This window comes from Streptomyces triticirhizae (assembly GCF_003696235.1).
Lineage (GTDB): Bacteria > Actinomycetota > Actinomycetes > Streptomycetales > Streptomycetaceae > Streptomyces > Streptomyces triticirhizae.
The window spans coordinates 1-613 of the sequence record NZ_RFFJ01000425.1 but is presented as its reverse complement, the minus strand read 5'-3'; the positions used below and the strand labels follow the sequence as shown (position 1 = coordinate 613).

Below are 613 nucleotides of genomic sequence, written 5' to 3'. Positions count from 1 at the left end.
GCGCGCGGGCCCGAGCGCTGGCGCGCGGACGCGGCGGCGGCGCTGGCGGCCGCGCCGAGGGGCGGTCGGGCGGTGCTCTTCCCCGGGGCGGCCGACCTGCCGGCCCGGCTCACCGTCGGCGACCTGCTCTCCCGCACGGCCATCGACGCGGTGCGCGTCCTCGGCGGGGCCGCCGCCGGCCCCGAGGCGCTGGTCGAGACCCGGAACCATCTGCGGCCCGACCGTTCCCACGACACGCTGACGCTCCAACTCGCGCCGTCCCGCGCCGGGTTCGTCCCGTTCGAGGTGCCGGACCCGCACCCGTGCTGCGGGGGGCACTGAGGGGCTCACCGGGCCGCCGAGGGCTCACCCGTTCGCGTCGTGCCCCTGAACCTGTGGGGACTCGGCGGGCCCCCCGGCCTGCCCCGGTCAGCTTTCGGGGTCCGGCATTCCCTCGCCCTCGGCCGCCGCCTCGGCCTGGGCGTCGGCCTCGCGGCGCAGCCGGCAGGATGCTCTTACGGATGTCAAGCAGCGGCTCTTAGCGGTTGATCAGGAGTCGTTGCGCGGGTGTTTTGCCTGGTGAGGGCGTGGAAGACGTCGCGGGCGACGTAGCGTTTGAGGCAGCGCATGATCT

Annotated in this window: 1 pseudogene; it reads left to right on the top strand. The window is 75.9% G+C overall.

Features of this window, described 5'->3' with window-relative positions:
- Positions 1-321 (top strand): annotated as a pseudogene (locus EBN88_RS31060) (hypothetical protein); the annotation flags it as partial.
- Positions 322-613: the final 292 nt, after the last annotated feature.